The 22417-nt window shown below is 47.6% G+C and carries 18 protein-coding genes and 1 pseudogene; 13 read left to right on the top strand and 6 right to left on the bottom strand.

Annotation, left to right across the window (positions count from 1 at the left end):
• Positions 1–39 precede the first annotated feature (39 nt).
• The gene (locus tag RIB93_RS03680; protein WP_446370391.1) at positions 40–3729 is read right to left on the bottom strand and encodes a response regulator; all 3690 of its coding nucleotides are present in this window, start codon (positions 3727–3729) and stop codon (positions 40–42) included.
• 609 nt (positions 3730–4338) lie between these two features.
• Between RIB93_RS03680 and RIB93_RS03675 the strand changes: the two genes are divergently transcribed.
• From RIB93_RS03675 to RIB93_RS03625, 11 genes are all read left to right on the top strand, one after another.
• Positions 4339–4950 (top strand): N-acetyltransferase family protein, encoded by a 612-nt coding sequence (locus RIB93_RS03675; RefSeq protein WP_446370389.1) that lies wholly within the window; start codon positions 4339–4341, stop codon positions 4948–4950.
• 428 nt (positions 4951–5378) lie between these two features.
• A complete protein-coding gene (locus tag RIB93_RS03670) occupies positions 5379–5933 on the top strand; it encodes a hypothetical protein (protein WP_446370388.1) in 555 nt (184 codons plus the stop codon).
• A 4-nt stretch (positions 5934–5937) separates the two neighbouring features.
• Positions 5938–6192 carry a hypothetical protein gene (locus tag RIB93_RS03665; protein ID WP_446370386.1) on the top strand — a complete coding sequence of 85 codons (255 nt, stop codon included), beginning with the start codon at positions 5938–5940 and terminating at the stop codon, positions 6190–6192.
• A gap of 38 nt (positions 6193–6230) precedes the next feature.
• A complete protein-coding gene (locus RIB93_RS03660; protein ID WP_446370384.1) occupies positions 6231–6491 on the top strand; it encodes a MoaD/ThiS family protein in 261 nt (86 codons plus the stop codon).
• A gap of 105 nt (positions 6492–6596) precedes the next feature.
• Positions 6597–7052, top strand: a complete 456-nt coding sequence (locus RIB93_RS03655) for a DUF2996 domain-containing protein (protein ID WP_446370382.1) — start codon at positions 6597–6599, stop codon at positions 7050–7052.
• A gap of 509 nt (positions 7053–7561) precedes the next feature.
• Positions 7562–8341 carry an RNA polymerase sigma factor SigF gene (locus RIB93_RS03650; RefSeq protein WP_446370380.1) on the top strand — a complete coding sequence of 260 codons (780 nt, stop codon included), beginning with the start codon at positions 7562–7564 and terminating at the stop codon, positions 8339–8341.
• A gap of 151 nt (positions 8342–8492) precedes the next feature.
• Positions 8493–9413: a hypothetical protein gene (locus RIB93_RS03645; RefSeq protein ID WP_446370378.1), complete on the top strand. Its 921-nt coding sequence runs from the start codon at positions 8493–8495 to the stop codon at positions 9411–9413.
• 119 nt (positions 9414–9532) lie between these two features.
• Entirely contained in the window at positions 9533–9784 is a 252-nt protein-coding gene (locus tag RIB93_RS03640) for a hypothetical protein (protein ID WP_044207489.1), read from the top strand.
• 19 nt (positions 9785–9803) lie between these two features.
• Positions 9804–12815, top strand: coding sequence for a hypothetical protein (locus RIB93_RS03635; RefSeq protein ID WP_446370376.1), 3012 nt, complete (start codon positions 9804–9806; stop codon positions 12813–12815).
• 167 nt (positions 12816–12982) lie between these two features.
• Positions 12983–13510 (top strand): 2'-5' RNA ligase family protein, encoded by a 528-nt coding sequence (locus RIB93_RS03630; protein ID WP_446370374.1) that lies wholly within the window; start codon positions 12983–12985, stop codon positions 13508–13510.
• Between the two features lie 205 nt (positions 13511–13715).
• Positions 13716–15119 carry a tetratricopeptide repeat protein gene (locus RIB93_RS03625; RefSeq protein WP_446370372.1) on the top strand — a complete coding sequence of 468 codons (1404 nt, stop codon included), beginning with the start codon at positions 13716–13718 and terminating at the stop codon, positions 15117–15119.
• 459 nt (positions 15120–15578) lie between these two features.
• Here RIB93_RS03625 and RIB93_RS03620 read toward each other — a convergent pair whose 3' ends face one another.
• Positions 15579–16262 (bottom strand): Uma2 family endonuclease, encoded by a 684-nt coding sequence (locus tag RIB93_RS03620; protein ID WP_446370370.1) that lies wholly within the window; start codon positions 16260–16262, stop codon positions 15579–15581.
• Between the two features lie 832 nt (positions 16263–17094).
• The gene (locus tag RIB93_RS03615; RefSeq protein WP_446370368.1) at positions 17095–17424 is read right to left on the bottom strand and encodes an element excision factor XisI family protein; all 330 of its coding nucleotides are present in this window, start codon (positions 17422–17424) and stop codon (positions 17095–17097) included.
• A 441-nt stretch (positions 17425–17865) separates the two neighbouring features.
• Here RIB93_RS03615 and clpB point away from each other — a divergent pair, with 441 nt between their 5' ends.
• On the top strand, positions 17866–20493 hold the full coding sequence (clpB, locus tag RIB93_RS03610) for an ATP-dependent chaperone ClpB (RefSeq protein WP_446370366.1): 2628 nt from the start codon (positions 17866–17868) through the stop codon (positions 20491–20493).
• A gap of 113 nt (positions 20494–20606) precedes the next feature.
• Here clpB and aat read toward each other — a convergent pair whose 3' ends face one another.
• The gene (gene aat, locus RIB93_RS03605; RefSeq protein WP_446370364.1) at positions 20607–21194 is read right to left on the bottom strand and encodes a leucyl/phenylalanyl-tRNA--protein transferase; all 588 of its coding nucleotides are present in this window, start codon (positions 21192–21194) and stop codon (positions 20607–20609) included.
• A gap of 219 nt (positions 21195–21413) precedes the next feature.
• On the opposite strand from aat, the gene RIB93_RS03600 reads away from it, so the two are divergent.
• Entirely contained in the window at positions 21414–21743 is a 330-nt protein-coding gene (locus RIB93_RS03600; protein ID WP_006101347.1) for a hypothetical protein, read from the top strand.
• A gap of 63 nt (positions 21744–21806) precedes the next feature.
• On the opposite strand, the gene rpsN is transcribed toward RIB93_RS03600, so the two are convergent.
• Entirely contained in the window at positions 21807–22109 is a 303-nt protein-coding gene (gene rpsN / locus RIB93_RS03595) for a 30S ribosomal protein S14 (RefSeq protein ID WP_446349045.1), read from the bottom strand.
• A 227-nt stretch (positions 22110–22336) separates the two neighbouring features.
• Positions 22337–22417, bottom strand: a pseudogene (locus RIB93_RS03590) (metallopeptidase TldD-related protein); the annotation flags it as partial.

Below are 22417 nucleotides of genomic sequence, written 5' to 3'. Positions count from 1 at the left end.
CTCTACATTGCTTCCCCAGCTCCCCCAGCTCCCCCAGCTTTAACGACTCCCCTGATCGGGTGAATTGGCATTTACTGGCACAGGATTAACGGCAAAGGTTAAGACTGTCTCATCTACCCCTTTAAGCTTAAGAGAACGATACTTGGCGATCGCGTCATCGTCTAACCAATCCGCAACGGATGCCGAAACCAGGATCGAATTCGGTTCAGCGGCTTCTTGCAGTCGGGCGGCGATATTCACCGAAGGACCGATCGCGGTATAGTCGGTTCGTTCATCTCCACCAAACATACCCACTACCGCAGTTCCTTGATGAATCCCACAGCGGAATCGTACAGGCGGGGGACCCCCATTACCCACGAGTCCCCTCTCTTGCCACTGTTGATTCAGCTTATCAAGCGATCGCAACATTTGTCGTGCCGAGGCAATTGCCCGTCGAGCTTGTTCGTGAGGACTTAATTCTTCAGGAGCGCCGAAAATCGCTAAAATACCATCCCCCATAAACTTATCCACTGTACCCCCATTATCAAACACCGCACGGGTCATGGCTGCCAGATACTCATTCAGCAACTCGGCAATTCGACGCGATCGCAAGGTATTCGACAACTCCGTAAACCCAACAATATCACTGAACAAGGACGTAACTAAGCGAGGTTCTGGATGTAAATCCAGTGCCAATTCTCCCCGTGCTGCTTTCTGAACCATAGCTGGGGGTAAAAACCGCTTCAGTACCGACTCAGTTAGATATCGATTTAACTCAACCACGCGCTGCTCTTGTTCTTTAAGCGCCAATAAATTCCGGACTTCTGCCAACAATTCCCGGTCATTAAACGGTTTCGACAGATAGGCATCTGCCCCCTTTTCTGTTCCCTCAATCCGGCTGGCTTCGTCAGCTTTTGCTGTGAGCAATATAATCGGTATTCCCTTAAAGTCCTGGGAACCCCGAATAGTATGAATCATATCCAGTCCTGACATCACAGGCATCATCAAATCAGTCACGATTAGCTGCGGATGACACTTCTGCGTCATTTGCCATCCCTCTTCCCCATTCCGTGCTGTCCATACTTGATACCCCGATTGCTTTAAAATACTGCCCACATAAGCCCGTAAATCGGAATTATCATCAACGACCAAAATTCGCGCTACTTTCGCCGCCAAAGGTGTATGTGGCTCAACAGCCAAATAAGCATCTCCCGGCTCTTGAGGTTCGGCTTCGGGTTGCTCTTGGGATTCCCCGACGGAATTCAACTCCAAGTCCGCCAGTTCCACCAATGCCCGACTGGACTGGATTTCCGTGGCAACATCCACAATCTGCTCGACGGGGAGATGAGCTTTTCCTTGTTGTAAATGAATGGTGAATGTTGTTCCTTTTCCCTGTTCCGAGAATACGTCAATTTCTCCCCCATGGAGTTCTACTAATTCTTTCACCAACGCTAATCCTAAACCACTGCCTTCATAACTGCGGTTTACTGAGCCTTCTGCTTGTCGGAACCGTTCAAATAAAAGAGGAAGTTGTTCTTTACTAATACCAATACCCGTATCGGAAATTTTTAGACAAACTTTATTGTCCGTCGATTTAACGGTAATAGTAATACTTCCCCCAGCATTGGTAAACTTCATCGCATTTGACAAGAGATTATACAATACCTTGTCAAATTTCTCTATATCTAAATAAATCTCAGGACAAGGGATGACCTGGCTCAAGAGATTGATATTTTTTTTCTCGCAGTAGGGTTTAAATGTTTCAACAATTTGATGAATAAATTCAATTAAATTACAGGGACGAAAACTCGGTTGCATCCGTCCTGCATCGAGTCGCTGTAAATCCAATAGCTGATTGACTAATCGCAACAAGCGGCGCGAATTCCGCAGCGCGATTGAACTTTGTTCATACGGTAATCCCTGATGTTGATTAATTGCCGATTCTAGTGGTCCAATCATCAGAGTCAGGGGCGTGCGGAATTCGTGGGAAACATTTTGGAAAAATTCCGTTTTCTGCCGATCTAATTCCATTAACCGCTCGGCTTGATGTCGCGTTTTTTGATAAAGTCGCGATTGCTGAACCGCAATTGCCGCTTGGGATGCCACGGCTTGGGCAAGCTCAATTTCGGATTGCAACCAGTGGCGTGGGGTATCGGTTTGCCGCAGGCTAATACTCCCAATAATTTTGCCATCAACCAATAAAGGCACCACCAAAAGGGCGCGGGCATTTTGGCGCAGGGGCAGGTCAGACCCATTCATTTGGGGATTGGCTGTCAAATCATCAAGCACCACGGGGACTTGGGAATCAATAAGCTGCCGTAATACGGGATTGCCGACAATCGGAACAGCTGACAGAGGAAGTTGAGTGGAGGAAACAGATTCAATGGAGGAAGTAGGGGAATGAGTCAGAGTGACTTGATTATTCTCTGGAGATTGATCATGATGATTAACCGACGTTCCCACTACTTTTGTCGATTTTCCATCATACAAGCCCACACATTGAACAAACTCATCGTCTTCACTCCACAGAGACAGAACACAACCATCAACGTTGAGAGCAACGCCTAATTGTTGAGTAATCGCGGTAAAAATTTCTTGGGGGTCAAGGCTAGAACGAATAGCGCGAGTAATTGTGTTGATTAAGGTTTGTTGGGTGGCTAAGGCGTGTAGCTGTTCATACGCCCGTGCTTGGGAAATTGCCATGGCGGCTTGGTCAGCCACCATCACAACGAGTTGAATCTCGTCGTCTTGCCAGCTATAGGGTTCTACACATTGGTGTAAAGCCATTACCGCCACTAATTCCTGTTGACTGATTAGGGGGACGACTAAGCTAGAGCGAATATTCGCTTGTTGATATGCCTGTAGCCGAGCTTGGACTTCGGGACTATCCTGATTAAATCGTTCATCCGTCAATACATCTTGAATAACGGTAACTTCATGGGTTTGCCAAACCGTCTGAGTTAAAAGCGGCGGTAGCGATGAGGTTGCGTCTGTATCTTCACCCGTGGTTTGTATGGTACAGGAGTTGGGTTGCGGCTGTGCTAAGTCTAATGGTGAATGGTTCGGTGATAAGGGTTGCCTACCATTGTCTCTAAACCTTGAAGTTTCGCCACCTGAGTCACTCAGTTGCCGTTGATAGACAAACCATTCATCGACCAACTGCTCTTGCTGGAAGGGACGAAGAATGCATACATCGACTTCTAGCAAGTGACCCACCGTCTCAACAATCCGCTGGAGAACGTCTTTAAGCGGGGAACTACCACTTTTGTCATACTGAGCATTGCGAATGGTATTGGTTACGGTATTCAGCAGGGTTTCCCGACGCAACGCCCGACAGAGTTCACTGGTGCGGGACTTAAGGACATTATGAGTGTCCATGGCTTGCCGCACGACTGACTTCAGTTCCTCGGCATTCCAGGGCTTGGTGACGTATTTAAAGACTTTACCCGCATTGATGGCTTCAACCAGGTCTTCAACATCGGTGTACCCCGTCAAGATAATCCGGATAATATCAGGGTATTGAGCGGCGGTGATACTGAGAAACTCCGTACCACTCATTAGTGGCATACGCTGGTCGGAGATAATCACAGCCACATCTCCTTCAGCTTCCAAAATTTCTAGTGCGGCAGGACCATTGTCTGCCCGCAAGACTTTATAGTCACGATGGAATGTTCGATATAGCAAGTCCAGGTTGTCGGGTTCGTCATCAACAACCAGAAGTTTAGGCTTTCGTGTGGATTGAGATCTCATGCACCGCTCTCCTGCTGCCAGAGCTTTTGCGAATAAAAACAGTTTGCACGCACGTTAGAGATTTTTACGGCTGGCAATAACTGGCTCGATGAGAACTCTCTGACTCCAGAGAAGTGTAGTTCGATTATCACGACGGGCTAAAGAAAGCATGTTACTTGTCCTGCGGCAATTTGGCTATTGCGACGGTAGTTAGTGGTACACCCCAATTGATTTTAATTTTTGTTTTCTAGTATGGTTGTATTCTGCCTCAAGTTGCCGACTAATCATCTTTGTTCTGAGCGTCTTGGTTTTGGGTTTACCATAAGAGTTATGCGATCGCGCCTAACTCCTCTATTTTGGGCGAATTATGAAAATTTAGGGGATCGAGCATACCTTGAGGACGCAAAGCGCTGCGCCTTGATCGGCTTTATGATGGTGTCATGCCCCTGGGAAAGCGCTGTTGGAAGAACTGATTCGTCAATGCTCTACTTGTACAATACTATCGTTCTAGAAACGAAAGACGATCGTTCTAGAAACGAAAGACGATGATTTCTGGTTAAGTGTTGATCCCAAGGGAGTGGTGATGGCGCTCTTTATATTTTTGCGATGGTGAACCCCTGCTTTTCTTTTGTGACGTCCCACAAAGTTGCTTCTGAAGCTCAGCAAACGCTGGCTGTGGATGCTTCCCGCTTAACGATCCGAAGGGCAAAAGACCAAGATCTAATGGCGCTCTCGGAAATTCTAGCGGATAGCTTTCACTCGCAACAGGGACTCTGGCGTTTGGTTTATCCAATTTGGCGATTAGGAATTTATGAAGATCTGCGGAATCGACTGCGTGGCAATTCTCCCCATTATGCCTGTTTTGTCGCCCTCAACCCTGATGCTTCTGGCGATAGTGCTGACGGGCAACTCGTCGGCACTGTCGAAATTGCCCTCCGTTCTCCCCCATCCTGGCAACCTCAAGGTCACCACTATCCTTACATTTCTAATTTAGCGGTCAGAAGGTGTTGTCGGCGACGGGGTGTGGCTGGACAATTACTGCTAGCTTGCGAGCGTCAATCCTTGGCATGGGGCTTTCCCAATCTTTACCTGCATGTCCTAGATAGTAACGATCAAGCGCGGCAACTTTACCTGAAAATGGGCTATCAACTGCATCATCTAGAGCCGAGTTACAGTCTCTGGCGACGCCATCCTCAACGTTTGTTATTACGCAAGCGTTTAAATACGGGAACACCTGGATAACCATAAGACGAATTTTTTCCTCACGGCGGTAAGTGACACAGTTTGGGAAATAATCTCCACTTTGCCGCCTTTGGGAATCGAGTTTCTCGCTCCAGCTTTACCATTTCTTTAAACAACGTTCCCGCTTCTTCACAGAATCTTCATAAATTTTCTTAACAAATAGGCGTATATTGCCCCAATTCAGTCATCTGTAAGGGATTGACCTGACCTATACCTGTAACCGTATGCCATAAAATAGAGTTATAAATTTGTCGAGAAGCAACAAATGACACCGATCTGAGTTTGTTTGATAGGGTAATTCAACATAGATGATCAACAAAACTTCTCTTCTTGGTTATTATCAAAGACTGATAACCAAAGGAATTGATTAGTTGTGCGTTCAACCTGGGTGCATCCCTGCTCCCTTGAAATTAAGTGTACGAGTTGAAATGGAGAGCGAAAATAACCAGCGTTGCCAAACAGCTCTTTACGAAGAAGAGGAGGTGCTGGCCCCCCCCAATAGTTTCGCCAACGCTCAAGGCTATAGTGGCATGAATAAACAAAGCCCAAATTCCCACGACTCACCTGAAGGAAAAATTCTGCAGCAGCTTCACGATCAGCAACTGCTGATCGTTAATCCTCGGCGTCGGAATGGCTTAATTCTCTTCAAGCGCTATCATGCTGAATTTGCTGGACCCGGTTCAGGGGTGGGAGGATTATTCGATTTGGATTGTCAACGGGTGCTAGCTGTGGGGAACATTTCTTTACTCTCTCCAGAATCATCAGACGAGCGAAAGCGGGCGTATCTGATTCGACGACAGTGGGTGAGATTAACGATGCAAATTACTGATAACCCAGTTCCCCTACAACGCGCCCAAAAGATGCTAGAGCAGTTTGAGGGCTTCTTTGACGCCGAAACAATTGCTAAATTACCTAATGAGGCTTTTTCTCTGTTGGTGGGAGTCTTGCCTCAAACGGTGATCAAAGTGCGTCCCACAGCCTAGAGTAGTGTGGCAGAGGAGGGGAGATGGGGGAGCTGGGGGAGATGAGGGAGATGGGGAAGCTGGGGGAGATGGGGGAGATGAGGGAGATGAGGGAGATGAGGGAGATGAGGGAGATGGGGAAGCTGGGGGAGATGGGGGAGATGAGGGAGATGAGGGAGATGGGGGAGATGAGGGAGATGAGGGAGATGAGGGAGATGGGGGAGATGAGGGAGATGAGGGAGATGAGGGAGATGGGGGAGAATTTCCCCAGACGGGTTAGGATCAAGAAAAAATTGGAGCTTTAGCGGATTAAGCTGGATGTCTGAACCTTTGATTTGTGTCACCATCAAACTATTCGCTGCTTATCAAGACGCCGTAGGCGTTCCTGAACTTCAACGGGAATTCCCAGCCCAAACCCCTGTATCTGTCCTTCTGGATAGCTTAATCGCCGAACATCCTCAACTGAAACCCTGGCGGGATTTGACTCGTTTTGGTATCAATCTCCAGTTTGTTGAACCGGATACGATTTTGCAAGCAGGAGATGAGGTTGTCCTAATCCCCCCTGTCAGTGGCGGTTAATCCGTATGAATTCCGGCGAAGAGAGGGGCAACAGGTTAATTGATGGCTCCTTTTTCTGTAAAAATATAAAGAGAAATTATCAGAAAAACCTGCAAGTGAGTCGTTATGCCAGAAAAAAACAAATCTAATCCGGACGCTCAAGGGGCTAAATCTAAATCCTCTAAAGCAAAAAAAGAGAAACCGCCAGCCCCTGAGGACAAACCGTTCCCGGAATTTATCGAACAAGAGTACCTACCCGCGTTAAAGACTGCCTTTGGCGAACAAGGTATCGATGATGTAGAGGTCAATTTTGTCAAGGAAAAATTTCCGATTCCCGGTTTAAGTACTCAGCCAGACTGCTGGCAAGTCATTGGTCACTTCGCTAATGGTCAGCGTCAATTTAACGTATATTTCCCCGATGAGGATATAAAGGAGCAAAAAGCTTTCTCCTGTGCGCCCAAGGGAGCCAAACCCAGTACCCTTGAGTCATTTATGATTGACGAACGCAAGGTGTCTCTCGATCTGCTGGTGTTTTATACCATACAGCGATTGAATGCCCAGAAATGGTTGGCAAGAAATTAGTTAGGGGGAGCAGGGGGAGCTGGGGAAGCTGGGGGAGCTGGGGAAGCTGGGGGAGCTGGGGAAGCAGGGGGAGCTGGGGAAGCAGGGGAAGCTGTTCAGTTATTTCCCGGCTCACTGCACTAGGAGGCTTCTCTTGAGCGATCGCAAATATGAGTTATACTTAACTGAATGGGGTATGCTTTCGACAAACTACTATACAAGCTCAGAACTTTCAGCTACATTTTGTTCCAAAAACTGGAGTCCTGCTGTAACATAGTGCGATATTAGGGTGTACTGACTGCTTTCCTTGGAGATTAGCCAAAAGGTTAGCTCATGGGTTTACCCTGCTCCTGCTTCCTGGCGTTGTGGTAGCCGTACTTGCGAAAAACGGCTGTAGCTGGCTAATCTATTAGTGATCCTGACCTGTAGTGATCTGAACCTCTAGATTCCAGCAGCAAATTTCCCACCAAACCGCTGGCTTGAGTTAAGGGTTCTCACTCAAAATACGCTTCTACCCCCTTACTTTTGCTATGCTGACTTCCATTACCCACGAACAAGAACTAAAACACGAAAGCCTGCGACTGCTGCAAGACTATCAGCAATCCAAATCCGCAGAGACTCGCAACCAGCTAGTGTATCTCAATATTGGGCTAGTTAGACGAGAAGCTCATTATTGGGTCAATCAATGCACCGAAAGCTATGAAGACTTGCTACAGGTTGGCTGTCTAGGTCTGATTCGAGCGATTGAGCGATTTGCTCCCAGCAAGGGTAATGCCTTTAGTTCCTTTGCTATTCCCTACATTCGTGGTGAAATTCAGCACTATTTGCGCGATCGCGGCGGTTGTATTCGTATCCCCCGGCGCTGGCTAGCACTACAACAGCAGTCTATCGCTATTATTCGCCAGTTACGAGAGCAACTCAATCGTCAACCCACCGATGCAGAAGTGGCGGAAGCTCTGGAAATTTCCCTAGCCGAATGGCAAGAAATTAAACTAGCGCATCAGAATCGAGAACCTCTAAGCCTAGATACGCCTGTTGGGGACGAAGAAGACGGCACAACCAGTTTGGGTGATATTGTCCCTGATCCGCAATATCGCAGTTTTCAACTGGCACAAGAAGACCAAATTCGCTTGCAGCAAGCGCTGGTTCACTTAGAACAACGGACTCGCGAGGTTTTGGAATTTGTCTTTTTACATGACTTAACTCAGAAAGAAGTGGCAGAGGTGTTGAATATTAGTGTGGTAACTGTGTCTCGCCGCATGAAAAAAGGACTCAGCGCCATGAAAAATATTATGAATGGTGGGGAATAGTAAGGGTCAAAGATGATGGCGCGATCGCTAGTAGCCGTGGCAGTCAAAGCTTTCACTATAATAGATAGTAGGTAGAGAGAATAATTGAAATTTATTTCTAATTGGGGTGTTCTGTGTGGTGTCTTCTGTAAAACTATGGGGGGACTCGATCATGCATAAAAAATTATTAGTTGGGTTGACCACAGTATTAGCATTGTATATGGGAGGTTGTCAGGGGGACGATACTGAGCAAATTGGCGAAGTGCCAGAGCCGACGACAGAGGAATCGCCAAGCGAGTCACCCGCTGCACCACAGGTAACGCCCTTTGCCAATCCTGATGTAGACGCGCAGCCGAGATTGCCGACAGCATCAGGGTTGATCCGAAGTGGGTCTCCCCAGGAACAAGTTAGAAAAGTAGAAAAAGGACGCAGCGATCCCTTTGCTACCCTGACCCTAAAACCGGAAGTAACCGTATCGCCTAATCCTCAAGCACAAGGACGATCTACACCTGTACCTGTTGTGCCGCGATTCCCCTCGCCTCCCGTTCAGAGGGGGACGGGTAATGGTAGTCCAGGTAGTCCAGGCGGTGGCAATCAAAGCAGAGGAACAGGTGGCACAGGTGGCACAGGACGAACGGGTGGAAACGGTTCCAATGTAGTACCAGGAGCAACAACATCACCAGGAGGAACGAGTGCCAATGGTGGTAATGGTGGTAATGGAGGGCAACCAGGTAGTGCGACAGCCAGTGGCAGTCCGGTTCCGCAACCCCCTCCCTTGGTTCCCGAACTGCCAAAATTACCAGATCCTACATTAGCTAGGCAAGTGGAAGTTGAGGGTGTAGTCCAAGTTGGCAATGTGCCTCGAGCTATTGTCAAAGTTCCCAATGAACCAAGCCGCTACGTCCAAGAAGGACAAAGGATTTCCAACGGACAAGTTCTGGTTAAGCGGATTGAAGTGAATCGCGGTCCGACGCCAGTGGTTGTTCTGGAGCAATATGGTCAAGAAGTGGCTAGACAGGTTGGTGAAGACCCTGCGGGAACTCCAGCACAAGCCGAATCCTCTACAGGTTCCTTGCCACCGCCACCCGCGTGATCGTTAAGATTACTCGTGCTGATGAATGTGTTTGTAGAGACGTGCCATGGCGCGTCTCTTTCTGATATACCCGATAAGGTAGGGGAAACTGTCAACGATTGAATTGAAACGTACAGCCTGTGGCAAGCCAATCACTACGATATTATGTATCTGGTTCGAGATTGCCTTTAGCCGTTTATCGAGAGGTGGCGGCTCATTTACGGCAAGTAGAAGGAGTAGACGTTGAGCTAATCCCCCAAATGTCCCAGACGTTTGATTACAATCAAAGTCAAGTAGAGGGGTTATGGATTCAACATGCTGATGATTCTGATGCGGTGAGTCGAGAACGAGTTAACCAAATTTTGACTCACTATAACCTACTCACGACTTAATGAAGAATCGTTAACGATTATGGACTATTGGGAATTTCTACTCCAAAAAGAGGGCGATCGCACTTGGTTACCGATCAAATCCCCTAAGCTTGACTTAGATGTGGGTCGATACCGGGTAGTGGCTCATTCGAGTCGCGCCAATACCGATGTGGAAATTTGCGTGACGCATACCGATACGAATGAAACACCACCCAAGCGACGGTATCAAAAGCGATCGCGCCGTACTAACCCTGATGGGTTAATGGTGATTATTCCCTTTACCTATCTTAAGCCCGGTCTGTGGGAGTTGCGCTGCTGTGGGGATATTATGTCCGATTTTTTGGGCAATTCCTGGCAGGAAACGGTACAGTTATCAGTTGTACCTAAGGTGAGTGAGGTTTTCAATCAGGCAGAAGCCTCTATAGAGGCAGACGATAGAGGGCACAAGTCAGAAGGTGCACAGAAGGCACAAGGATATGAGATCACTCCTAATAATGACTCCGCGCATCCTGAGGAACGTCACCCCCCATTGATCACGTCCCTCCCTAGCCCAGAGACAGAAGAGGTTCTCCCCACACCAGAGCAACCTGCGATCGCGGATGCGGATAATGATTCACTCGACTCATCTCACCTTGTCGCCCAATCCACCCAATCCCCCTCTCCAACTGAGTTACCTACTCTAACTGAGACAATCACATTACCCCAACCTCATACCCCCTCTCAAACCCCGATAGCGGCGACAGACACCTCTCAAACGGATACAGAACATTCCCTTTCCCACCCAATAAATGGCAAAACCGGGGATAGAGAGGAAATGACACCCTCAGAAACAAAAGCCACCTCTCCCCCACCGGAAGCATTACCTGAGTTAGAGATTCCTGAACCCGATATCCCGATTCCAACCTCTACCTCTTCCCAATCTCCTATCTCCAATCCCATCTTGGATCAATCCCTGCAAGTGCTAGAGCAAGTGTTGCAACAGGTACTTGATCCGGTAATCAAAGAATTTGAAGCGTCTGAGTCTTCAGAATTGCCTATTCCCATCTCCCCAGAATCCGAATTTTCCCCAGAGGAAGATACGTCATGGCAAGGATTAATCGTAACCCTAGAGGAGGAAGCTTTAGTCACACAACGGGGAGAATCTCTGACTGTAGCCGGACAGGTGGATCAGTTAAAGGTGCATCCGCTAGACCCTAGGGAAACTGTCCTAAGTGAGACGAATCAGTTTCAGGGCATCCTACACTACGAATTACGTCATCCGCAAACCGGAGAGGTTGTCGTGGATGTCCGAACCCCCATAGCTGCACCCGCATTTCCGGTCACGTTTAGCCAGACTCTAGAGATTCCCTCAGACAGCAAAACCTGTTTATTACTAGGAAAACTTAACCTGTACGAATCAACGGGGACAGCATTAGCCAGTCAACCGTTTACAGTCACCGTAGATTTAGATGAATTGTTAGTTGCGGTTCAATCGGGAAATTGGACAAAATCGGAAGACACAACGCCTGAGGTTTCTACCCCACAACCCAAGTCACCGTCAATTCCTCTGAATCAGATATTTCTTGATCTGGTTGATAATCGGAACAGCCGCAAGCCTTTAACCTACCAACCCTCATCCCATCAACCTTTACCCCCACAGCTTTATCACCCCCAATCCCAGCCCGGATTAACCAAATCGCTGGATTTGCCTACCTTTTCTCAGCCCAAACCAACCACAGGGAAAGCATCGGAATCCCTTGCGGAAATCCAGCCAGAAACAGAAACGCGATCGCAAGCTGTTGAACCGACTGATAAACAGACAACCGAAACAACGCCTTCAGCACCCGACGCTACAACAGAAGACTTCGTAATCGACTCATCTGTCACCGAATCTCTGGTGTCAGAAACAGGCGAGGGGGAAACCAACGAGACTATCCCTGTTCCTCACACGGCTGTCACTGAAGCCTCTGTGCAGGCGGAAACCGGAACTGAGTCCGCTGAACCCTCAAAAGAAACGCCCCCCCTAGAGGACAATCTCGCCGCCTTAGCAGAAACATCTGAACAGGCTTCTACAGAGTCCACCGAGATATCCGATGTCTGGACATCAACACCAGAGGCGGAACCCGAATCCTCTCAGGGAGAAGAGATATCGAATTCAGACTTATCCGAGTGGAAAACAGCCGCGATGTCAAGTGCTGCACCCATCGACCAAGATCCGATCGCGGTTGATCGCGCTTTCACTGAACTGAATCTGGATAACCGATTCTGGGGACGTTTGAATGCGTTAATGACGGATACGGATTTAGCCGAATGGCTGAAAGTGGAGTTACCCCCTAGCGAGGACTTGGTTGAGTTGGAAGGGGAATTATCCGAGCCAGAGGTTGATCCATTATTTGCTCAACCCGAAGAAATTTCGCCATCCTCTGATGATGAAGATCAAGAATTAAATGGCTTTGATGAATCGATGTGGGATGAAGACACCGAGGAGGTGGGGAGTCTAAATCATCAGCAGATCCCGAAACTCGAACCCCCTGTTCAACCCGATCATCCTCCCTTGAATCGTGAGGAATTGTTGGAGCGAGAAATTGTGGTTGAGGATGAACCCCCGACTACCGAATCCTCAGCGTCTGGGCTAGTTGGTTCAAGAACCGTTGAGACAGAAACAGGAGCGCGATCGCACCTGAGAACTTCTGACATGGCTCCACTCGACTTAGGGACGCCCTTACCCACACCAGAACTATTCATCCCGACTCAGGAACTAGCGGCTGGGGAACCTTTACTGGTAAAGATTAAATTGAATCCTCATTCGGCTCGCTTGGGTGTTAAATTATGGGTTCAAGATCGCCAAAGTCGCTCCCTACTCGATGGACCCCGGTGGTTAATGGAGTTAAGTCCGAATAAAGCGGGAGAATTAGAAGCCTTGACTCAGTTGGTTGTACCCTTTGGGACAGTAGAAATCCGGTTTGAAGCGATTACGGTAGATTTAGATAGTGAACGGGAAAGTCACAAAGTTTCGGTTGATCGGATTGTGGTTCCGCCGGACTTGTCAGATTTATCTGAGGATGAGTTCTGAATTTACCCATACGATCATCAGTTACTTGTAGGGGTATCATTGCTCCCCCTGCTCCCCCTGCTCCCCCGGCTTCCCCTGCTCCCTACCCCACTACAAGACTTATTCAGCAACCCCTAATTATTTCCCTAAACCCGCCCCTACATGGGATATACAGCCCTAGATACCAAATGAAGACTAAAATATCGTTCTGGCTGATACCATCAGCAGCTTATCAACCCTTTTTTCAAGAGATGATAAATTCTCTAGCTAAAGCCCATAATGCGCCAAGGTTTGAGCCTCATGTCACTATCTATTCGGAAAACTATACGGCTGATGAATCGGTTGATAAATTAATCGAAACAGCCGTAAAGAATGTTTCTGGGTTTATGCTGGATATCGATCAGGTCGGCTATAGCGATTTATATACTAAAACATTATTTGTGCAGTTTCACCCATCGGCAATTCTGACTCAGATTTCCGAAACATTGCGCCATAACTCGGCTAATGCTTCTGCTTATGTTCTCAATCCCCATTTAAGTTTGCTTTACCAACACCTCGATCAAGCCGTTCAAAAAAAATTAGCCACAGAGTTAGTTATTCCCTACACTCAGGTTTTCTTTGATGAAGTGAGAGCCATTTCCACACCAGAACCTGTTCGGAATGGTGAAGATGTAGAAAAGTGGCAAACGCTCAGTGTCAGGAAATTGGTACCGTGAGAGGGAAGCTGGGGAAGCAGAGGGAAAAGAGGCGTTCCGATAAAACATCTTTTGTAGGGGCGGGTTTTACTACTAACATTTCGTTTTCACCCTGATGTAACTAAACCCGCCCTGACCTAACCGTTCAATTATTGCAAATGACGAATCCGGATGAAGCGATCGCACCTGCGAAACAAGAAGAGGAGAAACTGTTCGGTTGACGGACATGAGTGGCGACAAGCATCAGCAGGACGAGAATATGGTTTTATCAGGGAATTCTAAAGTATCCAAGAGTCCCTCGACTGGGATAAAGGATGTGCAATCTGACGCCGATACCTGGTTGAGTCAGGGAATCGCGTCGTTTCAGCAAGGGGACTATCGCCGTGCGATCGCGGCGTTTAACCAAGCGTTGCAGATTAATCCCGATTTGGCGCAGGCTTACCATTATCGGGCGATGAGTCACTATTGTCAGGGAGATGCTTTGGGTGCGATCGGGGATTTTGATGAGGTGTTACGGCTTAATCCTCAAAATGCTCAAGCTTATAGCGATCGCGGTTTGATTCTGGCGACGCTTAATGATCGCTGGGGGGCGATGCAGGATTATAATCAAGCCTTGCAAATTGATCCGAATTATGCTAAAGGTTATCTGAATCGGAGTATGCTGCGGTTGGCATTAGAAGATTATCAGGGTGCGATCGCAGATTGTGATCAAGTGATTCGGATGAATCCGAATTTAGCGGAAGGGTATTTAAATCGAGGAATTGCTCGGTTTGAAGTAGAGGCTTATCAAGATGCTATTGGAGATTGCGATCGCGCTTTAGCGATTAATCGAGATCTGACGGCGGCGTATTTTAACCGGGGGATGAATCAAATCGCCTTGGGAGCGTATCAGGAGGCGATCGCGGATTTTAACCATGTCTTAGAATTGAATCCCAATGATGCTCAAGCGTATCTGAATCGTGGTTATGTGCGGTTGCAGTTGGGGGAAAATTGGTCAAGTATTGAGGATTTTGACCAAGCGATGCGCCTAGAACCCGTGGCGGCGAAGGCATTTTTCCAACAGATTGCCAATACATTGAATCAAGAACCCGACGCCGTTGAGGATGATGAATCGAAACTGATTCAAGGGTTAATGGTTCAAGGGAATTTACGTTATCAATTAGGCGATTATCAAGCGGCGCTGAATGCCTATAATCAGGTTTTGAATCTCGATCCTAATTGTACAGAAGCCTATAACCAACGCAGTACCGTGCGTTCGGCGATGGGGGATTACCAAGGCGCGATCGCGGATTTGGACAGGGTGAAAACCCTCTCTCTGGCGACTCCGTTCTCCCCAGAACCTGTATCCGTGGCGACGGATGAACCAACGCCTCAAGAGTATCATAAAATCGGCGTACACAAGTTAAATCAGGAAGATTTCCACGGCGCTATTGAAGCGTTTAATTATGTCTTACAGGATAATCAAAATAATGCCACGGCGTTAACCTGTCGGGGATTTGCTTATCGTCGTCTGGGAGATAAACCACGGGCAATTGCCGATTTTCAGAAAGCGGCAAAAGTGTTTTATGAGCAAGGGGATATGAAGTCATCCCAGGAAGTGATCAAGACACTGAAAAAGTTGCGGCAATAATGATTAAACCCGCCCCGACACAAGGATGGGTGAGACACCAATGATGAAGGGCGGGTTTTGCACAAAAGTTAGCGGTGTTGATTCAACGTTTATCCCTAAACCCGCCCCTACACGATGGCTATGGCGAGGAATTTAATGAACTGTAGGGGCGACCCGCTTGTATCAATGGACAACACTATTCCACTCAATTGGATCGGGTCGCCCTCTGTTTAATAGCGTAGCTGTAAACGATTCTGGCGGTAGGGGCGACCCGCTTGCATCAATGAACAACACTATTCCACTCAATTGGATCGGGTCGCCCTCTGTTTAATCGTTTAGGGCTTGAAACGATTTCGGGCGGTAGGGGCGACCCGCTTGCATCAATTAACAACACTATTCCACTCAATTGGATCGGGTCGCCCTCAGCTTAATAGCGTAGCGTTAAACAATTCTGGGCGCAAGGCTTGCGCCCCTACATTATTACCCCTGTGGATTTAAACGCTGCACAAATGCCTGATGTTCGGCTGTCTGTATTCCCTGCTGCAAGACGGCTAAAACATCAGCTAAATTCCCCTCACGCAAGGCATTGACCGCTAACCATAATCCTGGAAAAACACGAGATTTAATAATCCCCGCTTCATCGGGTTCTAAGGAAATATATCTCCCTGCTTCTAAGCGAAACCAATCAATACGATTTTCGTAACTTTGCCAGACAATATATTCTTGGACACCATTGCGACGATAGGCATTTAGTTTATCGTTTAAATCATAAGAGGCACTGGAAGCCGCTACTTCTACAATTAATTCTGGTGCGCCTTCAATATAATCATCCTCGGTAATCCGAGAATTTCCTCCAACTTCCGGTTCAATTCGCAGTAAAGCATCCGGTTGCGGTTCGTTATCGGTGTCCAGACGGACTGTGGTATTATCCTGCACATCCACTCCCGGTGTCGCCACCCCATACATTCCCAACCAGGTGATGATTTTGGCGTGGGGTCTACCGTGACGATTAGCACGAACGGGTGAAGCCACGTAAACCACTCCTTCTATTAATTCGGCTTTTGTCTTTTCTGGCATTTGCTGGTAGCGACGCTCATATTCGATGCGAGTGAGGCGATCGCCACTTTCTAGGGGAGGGGGGGAAACAGTAGGACTGATTGACATCTGACAGGCTCTAACTGTAATTGCTAACGGTTGCGTTTATTTTAGCGTTTGGCATTGTCTGAACTTGATGTCAATCAGCACATAAGCTGTTCGGCATTTAAACCTTAATCTCAATAATGGCGAAATCCTTGCCGTAGTGCGTTTAGCGAAGCCATGCCGCAGGCTTTGCATCTTGCTCGCTACCCATTCCCAATTTAACTGATCGCCTAGTCTTAGGTTCTTTTGTTCAAAATTTTGAGTCGGGCGCACAATTAACTGAGAGGGTGTTGAGCGACTCAATTAATATATCTTGGTTATCTGTCTCTCTGAAAAGGGAGACTTTTGTTTTTGTTTGATTCCCGATGATGAGTAGGGGTAGGGCGGGTTTTGCAGCAATGTTAGCGGTGTTGCATCCAACATTTATGCCTAAACCCGCCCCTACATTATGCCTACATGACGTTTCAGGAGGGTTGGCACTTGTAGGGGTACGGCATTGCCGTGTCCTTGCTGTGCAATAAGATAAAGTACAGCCAAAGCAGTAGGAGATTGATGAGTGAAGGAGTATGTTTAAGATTATCACTCCCATCCTGAACGAATTGCGTCGGAGAAAGTAGGTTAAGTAATTATAAAGTTGTTCCGCAAAAGTTTTGGCGTGACTACCTAATTGGGTAGATTAGAATTACATCCAGAAACCGTAGGGGCGCACGGCGTGCGCCCTTTACTGACGTGCATCCAATTAAGGTTAAACCTATTCCCCAATTTTAGGTAGGGGTAGGGCGGGTTTTGCCGTAACGCTAGCGGTGTTGATTCAACGTTTATCCCTAAACCCGCCCCTACATTACGGCTACTGACTCTAACCAACCGCAAATTCAGTAAACTTACGTTTATAGGGAGCATGAAAAGCCAAGACAATATCTTGCTTAGGAACACCAGCTTCAACTAATTCGTTAGCTACTCCAATTTCTGTTCCATCGCGCTCAATCCAAATCTTTCCCTCCTTAATTTCTACATAGATAATGCAACCAAAGACGCGACTCAACCCTTCCCAACCAATATGCAAAACTTGATAGCGATCGCGCTCTAGATCAAATATGAGTTGAACGTCTGTATTATGGTTTAAACCATTGCCTACATGACGTTTCAGGATGGCTTGCACCAGTTGACGATAGTTTAGTTTATCCATATAAAAATCAAGACTATTTGGAGCAAGGTTATGGAGGAGATGCCCAGGATTAAGGGCGGGTTTTGAACATAGGTTAGCAGTGTTGATTCAAGATTTATCCCTAAACCCGCCCCTACATTACGGCTATATACTCTAACCAACCGCGAATTCAGTAAACTTACGTTTATAGGAGCTGTAATGCATTTAAATTAGGTATTAGTAGCGAGCTTTCTGGCTCGCACTACAAGCATTGCGCCATTGTTAACATTAAGATTTAAATGCCGAACAGCTTACTACTATTCCCTTCTGCCATCTGCCCTCTGCCATCTGCCCTCTGCCTTCTACCATACCTCCGTGGTGCTGAAATACGCCGTAAAAAAGCCGTGAACACCGATCCAGCCATCGCCACCCGCTTTTTACAATAAGGTCAGTTAAACAAATTCTCTACGTTAACGACTGACTATGCAACCCAATAATCCCAATCTGTTTACCGAAAAAGCCTGGGAAGCCCTCGCCCAAACCCCAGAGGTGGTTAAAGCCGCCCAGCAACAACAAATTGAAAGCGAACATTTAATGAAAGCGCTGCTGGATCAAGAAGGGCTGGCAATTAGCATTCTCAATAAAGCCCAAATCCCAGTACAGCGAATCCGGGAAGCCACCGACGCCTTTATCCAGCGTCAACCCAAGGTGTCTGGGAGTAGTTCCTCTATTTATATGGGGCGTAGCCTGGATACCTTATTAGATCGGGCGGATGGCTACCGTAAAGAATTTAACGACGACTACATCTCCGTCGAACATCTGATGTTAGCGTATGTGAAAGACGATCGCTTTGGCAAAAGCTTATTTCAGGAATTTAAACTAGACGAACAAACACTGAGAACGACGATTACCCAGATTCGGGGGAACCAAACTGTGACTGATCAAAACCCAGAAGGCAAATACGAAGCCCTAGACAAATATGGACGGGATTTAACCGAAGCCGCTAGAGATGGTAAACTTGACCCCGTGATTGGGCGAGATGATGAGATTCGCCGCACGGTACAAATTCTCTCCCGTCGCACTAAAAATAACCCCGTTCTAATTGGGGAACCCGGAGTGGGTAAAACCGCGATCGCAGAAGGATTAGCACAACGGATTGTCGCTGGCGATGTTCCCCAATCCCTCAAAGATCGAAAATTAATCGCCTTGGATATGGGGGCGTTAATCGCCGGGGCGAAGTTCCGAGGCGAATTTGAAGAACGCCTGAAAGCAGTTCTCAAAGAAGTCACCGACTCCAAAGGACAAATCATCATGTTTATTGATGAAATCCATACCGTTGTCGGTGCAGGGGCGACTCAAGGATCGATGGATGCGGGGAATTTACTCAAACCCATGCTGGCTAGAGGCGAGTTGCGCTGTATTGGTGCGACAACTTTAGATGAGTATCGCAAATATTTAGAAAAAGATGCCGCATTAGAACGGCGTTTCCAACAAGTCTTCGTCGATCAACCCAGTGTCGTGGATACCATCTCCATTCTCAGAGGGTTAAAAGAACGCTACGAAGTTCACCACGGCGTTAAAATCTCCGATAGCGCCTTAGTCGCCGCCGCCACCCTCTCCACCCGGTATATTAGCGATCGCTTCCTCCCGGATAAAGCCATTGATTTAGTCGATGAATCCGCCGCCCGCCTGAAAATGGAGATTACCTCCAAACCAGAAGAACTCGATGAAATCGATCGCAAAATCCTACAACTGGAAATGGAGAAACTGTCCCTGCAAAAAGACAGTGATCCAGCCTCCATGGAACGCTTAGATCGCCTGGAACAAGAACTGGCAAACCTCAAAGAAGCACAACGCACCTTAAACGCCCAATGGCAATCGGAAAAAGACGTTCTGGATCGGATTCAAGGGATTAAAGAAGAAATTGACCGGGTGAATATAGAAATCTCTCAAGCTGAACGGGAATACAACCTAAATCGGGCGGCTGAACTCAAATACGGGAAACTCGCCCAGTTACAAAAATCCCTGCAATCCTCGGAACAACAGCTAAACGATACCCAAACCAGTGGCAAATCCCTGTTGCGGGAAGAAGTCACCGAGTCTGATATTGCCGAAATTATCTCCAAGTGGACCGGAATTCCGATCAGCAAACTGGTAGAATCCGAAAAAGAGAAACTGCTACAACTCGAAGACGAACTGCATCAACGAGTCGTCGGACAAGAAGAAGCCGTTACTGCTGTCGCCGATGCGATTCAGCGATCGCGTGCAGGATTAGCTGACCCCAATCGTCCCACGGCTAGCTTCATTTTCCTCGGTCCCACGGGTGTGGGGAAAACCGAATTGGCAAAAGCCCTCGCCGCCTATCTGTTCGACACCGAAGACGCCTTGGTGCGGATTGATATGTCGGAATACATGGAAAAACACGCCGTCTCTCGCCTAATTGGTGCGCCTCCTGGCTATGTGGGTTATGAAGAAGGGGGTCAGTTAACTGAATCAATCCGGCGACGCCCTTATGCGGTGATTCTCTTCGACGAAATCGAGAAGGCACATAATGATGTGTTCAATATCATGCTGCAAATCCTGGATGATGGTCGCGTCACCGATGCTCAAGGGCATACAGTAGACTTCAAGAATACCGTAATTATCATGACCAGTAATATTGGGTCACAGTACATTCTTGACTTAGCTGGTGATGACACCCACTATGACGAAATGCGGGGACGAGTCATGGATGCGATGCGAACCAGCTTCCGTCCGGAGTTCTTGAACCGGATTGATGAAGTGATTATCTTCCACGCCCTGCAAAAACACCAGTTACGCCATATCGTCTCCCTACAAACTCAGTTACTGGAAACACGCCTAGCCGAACGGCAAATGTCACTGAAGCTATCGGAAGCCGCGATCGATTACTTAGCTGAAGTTGGGTATGATCCGGTGTACGGCGCACGTCCCTTGAAGCGGGCGATTCAGCGAGAATTAGAAACCCAGTTGGCTAAAGCCATGCTGCGGGGTGAGTTTAGTGACGGCGATACCATATTTGTGGATGTGGAGAACGAACGGCTGACATTCAAGCGCTTACCTGCGGAGTTGTTAACCACTCAATCCGGTTAAGCACCATTGTAGAGACGTTGCATGCAACGTCTGGAACCTAAATTATGTGTCCTAACAGCCATGGCGGTTGCTATAAGACTTGTAAAAAGCCTCAATCCCTGGCTGTTGCCTCTTTATACCGGAATCCGATCAAAATAACATCGCCGTCGCAACGCCTGTCGTAGTAGCACCTGATACTTTTGCTCCTCTATCATACAAGCGCCAAAGCGAGCCAAGTGAGGATTCATCATTTGTACATCAAACAACAAAAAGCCGCGCGATCGCAACCGCTCGACTAATTTGACTAACGCCACCTTCGAGCCTTCGGGAATCCGGTAAAACATGGATTCGCCAATAAACGCGCCGCCAATCAGAATCCCTAAAATCCCACCCGCGAGTTCATTTCCTTGCCACGTTTCAAAGCTATACGCCCAACCTTCCCGATAAAGCAACCAATAAATTTCCTGGAGTTCCGGAGAAATCCAGGTGCTTTCCCGATTGGCACAACCTGCGATAACTCCTTTAAAGTCTCGGTTAATTGCCGTGCTAAACCGCTTCTGATTGAGAACCCGTTGTAGAGATTTAGGATAGCGAAACCGCTCGTCTAAAGGAATGATTGCTCGCTGGCGACTAGAGTACCACTCTAGTGATCCGGTTTCATCCGCCATCAAAAAATAGCCTTGAGCATATCCTTGAATTATTGTCGGAATATTTAACTCCATAGCACTAGAACTCGGTTGAGATTCCCTGTTCTCGAATTGCTAAACACCATTTTAAGATTTCCCTGATCAGACATAATTTCGCTATGCTTAAAAGTGACATCTCCCTGATTAAATCAAAGATTACTTTCTCAATGCCGAACAGATTATGTCCCCAGAATAGTAGCTTTCCCATCCCGCAAATGAACGTTTTGACTGTAGACAGCTAACTTTTGAGATTTTATGGCTGAACCCATACCCCCAGTTACCCTTCCCCCTGCTGAAAATGCCCAGCAGGAAGGAAAATGGTTGCGAGACGCTTTGGTGTACTGGCTGGATCATGAATTTTTACCAGAACCAGCCAATCAGGACATTGCCGATCGCGCCTCCCAAATCTTTGTCCGCCAACGCTTAGAAGGCGAAAACGATGTCGGTTCTTTGGTCATTGCCATTGTCACCGAAATGCAGGCTTTTGACTTCCGAGAAAGCTTCTATAGTGAATTCGCGATCGCCAACGCGGTTAGTGATTTGCTCCTCGACAGTCTGGGTATTGACCGTTGCTGTGGGAATTAGTCATCAGTCATTGGTCTTTTGTCCTTTGTCTTTGGTTAAGAACGATTGACCAATGACCCAACTCTACCAACTCGACTTGACTACTCCTGGTAGTAATCCTTTATGCGCCCATTCCCTCAGCACATGGCGAGATAGACCAAAATCCCGATAGTAGCCTCGGGGACGCCCGGTTACCCAACAGCGATTCCGTACCCGATTCGGCGCACTACTGCGGGGTAACTGTTGGATCTTCCGGTGAATCTCTAGTTTCTCAGCCGGAGAGGACGCATTATCAAACTGTTCTTTCAGTGCTGCTCGCTTAGCCGCATACTTCTCAACCAGCTTCTGGCGCTTTTTCTCGCGCTCAATCATTCCTTTTTTAGCCATGAGTCTTTGGCGTTTCCCTAAATAAAGACACTGTTTCCTATCTTATCGAATTTTTTCATTCGTCTTATGTCATTCGTCCTTTGTCATTCGTCCTTTGTCATTGGTTGATCAGGAAATCACTCCCCCAGCTCCCCCTGCTACCCCAGCTCCCCCAGCTCCCCCTGCTACCCCAGCTCCCTCTGCTCCCCCAGCTCCCTCTGCTCCCCCAGCTCCCTCTGCTCCCCCATACCGATCGCGTCAATATCTTTCAGGGTTTGAAACACATTCCCGGTGAGAGTGACATCGCTGACAGGTTCTGCAATCTTACC

The sequence above is a fragment of the Coleofasciculus sp. D1-CHI-01 genome (assembly GCF_040218875.1).
In the GTDB taxonomy this organism is placed as follows: Bacteria; Cyanobacteriota; Cyanobacteriia; order Cyanobacteriales; family Coleofasciculaceae; genus Coleofasciculus.
The sequence above is the reverse complement of the archived record's forward strand: the minus strand, read 5'-3'. Positions and strand labels throughout refer to the sequence as shown.